The sequence below is a fragment of the Aminivibrio sp. genome, assembly GCF_016756745.1.
Lineage (GTDB): Bacteria > Synergistota > Synergistia > Synergistales > Aminobacteriaceae > Aminivibrio.
Genome location: NZ_JAESIH010000097.1, coordinates 1 through 3,903 on the forward strand (window position 1 = coordinate 1; position 3,903 = coordinate 3,903).

3 protein-coding genes are annotated in these 3,903 nt (G+C 62.7%); all 3 read left to right on the plus strand.

The window, feature by feature from the left end; genetic code table 11:
* Positions 1-393 precede the first annotated feature (393 nt).
* From ilvN to ilvB, 3 genes are read left to right on the plus strand one after another with little or no spacing between them, the layout of a single operon-like run.
* Positions 394-867, plus strand: coding sequence for an acetolactate synthase small subunit (ilvN, locus tag JMJ95_RS13800; protein WP_290686514.1), 474 nt, complete (start codon positions 394-396; stop codon positions 865-867).
* A gap of 40 nt (positions 868-907) precedes the next feature.
* Positions 908-1,918: a ketol-acid reductoisomerase gene (gene ilvC, locus JMJ95_RS13805; protein WP_290686516.1), complete on the plus strand. Its 1,011-nt coding sequence runs from the start codon at positions 908-910 to the stop codon at positions 1,916-1,918.
* 33 nt (positions 1,919-1,951) lie between these two features.
* Positions 1,952-3,625, plus strand: coding sequence for a biosynthetic-type acetolactate synthase large subunit (gene ilvB / locus JMJ95_RS13810; protein ID WP_290686519.1), 1,674 nt, complete (start codon positions 1,952-1,954; stop codon positions 3,623-3,625).
* The last annotated feature ends 278 nt before the right edge of the window (positions 3,626-3,903 follow it).

Here is a 3,903-nt window from a genome sequence, read left to right on the forward strand (position 1 = left end):
CTTTTCCTTGTCCATGGGAACTCCCTCCATCTCTTTTTATATTTCGAATTTTCTTTTATTTTTTGGGTCTCTTGACAGTCCGTGGAAACTCCTGTAGGATTACCCAAAATTTCCGGTGCCCGCTCAGTAATTTAAGTAGATACAGCGCCCGGAAACATGGTACCACACAACGAGAAAGCAAAGGAGGGAGTTCCGGTGAAGAAAATGATCCGTACCGTTTTTGCGGCCAGTGCCGTTTCCGTAGTTATCGCCGTCATTATTATTCGCTGCGGGGCCCCTCCCGGAGCGCTTCTCGTCGTATAGCCGGACGAAGGCACTTCCGAGGGACCCCCGCACACTTGTCGGGGGTCCTTTTTTTATCCCTGTATTTTTCACGAAGGAGGAGAGAGGCACATGGAACGGACCATAGGCGTAGTGACGGAGGAAGGACGAGGGGTATTTTCCCGCATTTCGGGGCTCATGGAGCGCAGGGGATTCCAGGTCCGGGGCGTGACCGCCGGAACGACCCAGCGCCCGGGAACGGCCCGGTACACCCTTGTGATCGGCGGGGATGAACGGCAGGCGGGCCAGGCCGTGCGCCAGATCCGGAAGATGGTGGAGACCGTGGCGGTGGAGGACCTGAGCGCCGGCGGGTGCGTGGAGCGGTACATGATGCTCCTGAAGTTCGCCCCGTCGCCGGAGGAGCGGGAGACCCTTTTCGAGGTCATGAAGGCCTACCCTCATTCGGTGTCGGAGGACTGCGGCTTGTCCCTCATCTTCGAGATGATGGGTCCCGGCGTCCTGCTGGACGACTGTCTTGAAAAGGTACGGGGCCTCGGCCTCGTGGAATCGGTGAAAAGCGGCCCTCTGGCCCTTGGAACGAACTGACGGCAGCACACAATCTCATTAGGCGAAGGAGCTGGAAAAGATGGCAACAGTACTGTACGACAAGGATGCGAACATGAAGGTTCTCGAGGGAAAAACGGTGGCCGTGCTCGGGTACGGAAGCCAGGGACACGCCCATGCCCAGAATCTGCGCGACAGCGGGGTCTCCGTGGTGGTGGGGCTTCACGAAGGCAGCAAATCAAAGGCGACCGCCGAAAAGGACGGTTTTACGGTCCATTCCGTGGGCGACGCCGTGAAAAACGCCGACGTGGTCATGTTCCTCATGCCGGACCATGTTCAGGGCAATGTCTACCGCACGTCGGTGGCCCCGAACCTGAAGAAGGGCGCGGCCCTGGCCTTCGCTCACGGTTTCTCCATCCACTTCAGCCAGGTGGAACCCCCGAAGGACAACGACGTTTTCATGGTGGCCCCAAAGGGGCCCGGTCATCTCGTCCGGCGCATGTACACCGAGGGCCGGGGCGTTCCCTGCCTCCTTGCCGTGGAACAGGATGCCTCCGGACACGCCCGGGAACTGGGACTGGCTTACGCCTGCGCCATCGGCGGCGGCAGGGCCGGCGTTCTCTGCACTACCTTCGCCGAGGAGACGGAGACCGACCTTTTCGGCGAGCAGGCTGTACTGTGCGGCGGCATTACCGAGCTCATCAAGGCGGGTTTCGACACCCTCGTGGAGGCCGGATACCAACCCGAAATCGCCTATTTTGAATGCCTCAACGAAATGAAGCTCATCGTGGACCTCATGTACGAGGGGGGCATGGGCTGGATGCGCTACTCCGTCAGTGACACCGCCAAGTACGGCGACCTCATCGCCGGCAAAAAGGTCATCGACGGCAGGGTCCGGGAGACTATGAAGGCGCTCCTTGCAGACGTGAAGGACGGATCCTTCGCCAAGGACTGGATGCTCGAGAATCAGTGCGGCCGTCCCCGGATGAAAAAGTGGATGCAGCAGGAGAAGAACCACCCAATCGAGGGGGTTGGCAAAGAACTCAGGGCCATGATGCCCTGGATGGATGCGAAGTCGGCCCCCGACGCCTGACATATCGGGGAAACAGAGAGAGGAGAGAACGCCATGAAGATGACGGGAGCCAGGATGGTGGTGGAAGCTCTTGCAATCGAGGGAGTGAAATGCGTGTACGGCATACCGGGAGGGGCGGTCATTCCCCTCTACGACGCCCTCTACGATGCTCCCTTCGCCCACATCCTCATGCGGCACGAACAAGCGGCGGCCCACGCGGCGGACGGGTATGCCCGCGCCTCGGGAAAGCCGGGGGTGTGCATCTGCACCTCCGGCCCGGGGTTCACCAACATCATCACCGGACTGGCGACCGCCTTCATGGACTCCGTTCCCCTCGTGGCAATTTCGGGACAGGTGGCCACCCACCTCATCGGCACCGATGCCTTCCAGGAGTCGGACACTTTCGGGAGCAGCATGCCGGCGGTGAAACACAGCTTTCTCGTCCGCTCCGTGGACGAGCTCCCGGCGGCGCTGAAAGGGGCCTTCGAGATCGCCGTCTCGGGCCGCCCCGGCCCCGTGCTCGTGGATCTGCCCGTAGACATCCAGAGGGCCGAGGGCGAGTTCGTCTACCCGGAACATCCCCTTTTCGGCGAAGACCGCCTGAAGATGCAGACCGACTTGTCCCGAGCGGACGAGGCCGCCGACCTCCTCCGGAACGCAGAACGGCCTGTGATCCTCGCCGGGGGAGGCATCCTCTCCTCCGGGGCATCCGCCTCCCTCCTCCGCCTGGCGGAGAAATGCGGGATCCCTGTGGCCACCACTCTCATGGGAAAAGGGGCCTTCCCCGAGGACCATCCCCTTTCCCTAGGTATGGCGGGCATGCACGGTACGCCCTGGGCCAACCTTGCCCTTTCGGAGACGGACGTCCTCTTCGCGGTGGGAACCCGGTTCAGCGACCGCACCACCGGCAGGCTCGACTGCTTCGCCAAAGACGCCGCCGTCATCCACGGCGACATCGACGAGGCGGAATTCGACAAGCTCGTCCCGTGCCGGGTGCACCTCCTCGGCGATGCGAAGGCCATCCTCGGCACGGTCACGGAAGAGCTCGGGGAATGCAGCCGGGACGAATGGGCGGCCACGGTGGAACGGTGGAAGGAAAAGTACCCCCTCTCCGACCCTGGTTCCGCGGACTTCCTTCCCTCATCGGTTCTGGAAGCCGTTCGCAGGACGGCGAAGGGTCGGTGGCCCGTGGTGGCCGACGTGGGGCAGAACCAGATGTGGACCGCCCTGTTCTATAAAACGAACGAGCCCGGAACCTTCCTCACCTCCGGGGGTCTCGGCACCATGGGGTACGCCCTCCCGGCGGCCATAGGCGCCTCCCTGGCCAGGAACCGCACCCCCGTGCTCTGCTTCGCCGGAGACGGCGGTTTCCTGATGAACTGCCAGGAGCTCGAAACCTGCGCCAGGTACGGCATCCCCGTGAAGATCTTCGTCCTGAACAACGGGGCCCTCGGCATGGTCCGCCAGTGGCAGGAACTCTTCTGGAACGAGCGGTACTCCGGCACCACGCCTCTCTCTCCCTGCCGGTTCGCCGCCTTGGCGGAAGCCCTGGGTGTGCCGGGACACACCTGCACCGCCCTGGACGAACTGAAAGAACTGCTTCCGGACATGCTCGCCGCACCAGGACCGGCCCTGGTGGACTGCCGCATCCCCACGGAGGAGCTCATCCTCCCCATGGTCCCCGCAGGGGCGGCCCTGAAAGATTTCCTGTACAAGGTAAAGGTGTAGGAAAAGACGTTCGGGAAGAAGGGAAAAACGCCGCACGGACCGGGCCGTGGGCCGCTTTCCCTGTTTCAGGACAGGGGAAGGGAGGTCGGGAAGGGCGGCGGCGTTGGGATACCACTGGAGTTCCAGGGCAAGGGCCGGCCCTGGCCTCCCCTGTCGCCCCCCCTGAAAAGACCTGGTCCCGCGAAAGGGATCTTCCTCCGCAGAACGCCACTGCGGGCTGGGTAGTGTGACAAGTTCCATCCTCGCCCCGCCGCACGGTGAAGCTCACGTTCTTGTCG

Bases quoted from the DNA above. Each gene is read 5' to 3' on its own strand.
- ilvN (WP_290686514.1), top strand. From the start codon at position 394: ATGGAACGGACCATAGGCGTAGTGACGGAGGAAGGACGAGGGGTATTT.
- ilvC (WP_290686516.1), top strand. From the start codon at position 908: ATGGCAACAGTACTGTACGACAAGGATGCGAACATGAAGGTTCTCGAG.
- ilvB (WP_290686519.1), top strand. From the start codon at position 1,952: ATGAAGATGACGGGAGCCAGGATGGTGGTGGAAGCTCTTGCAATCGAG.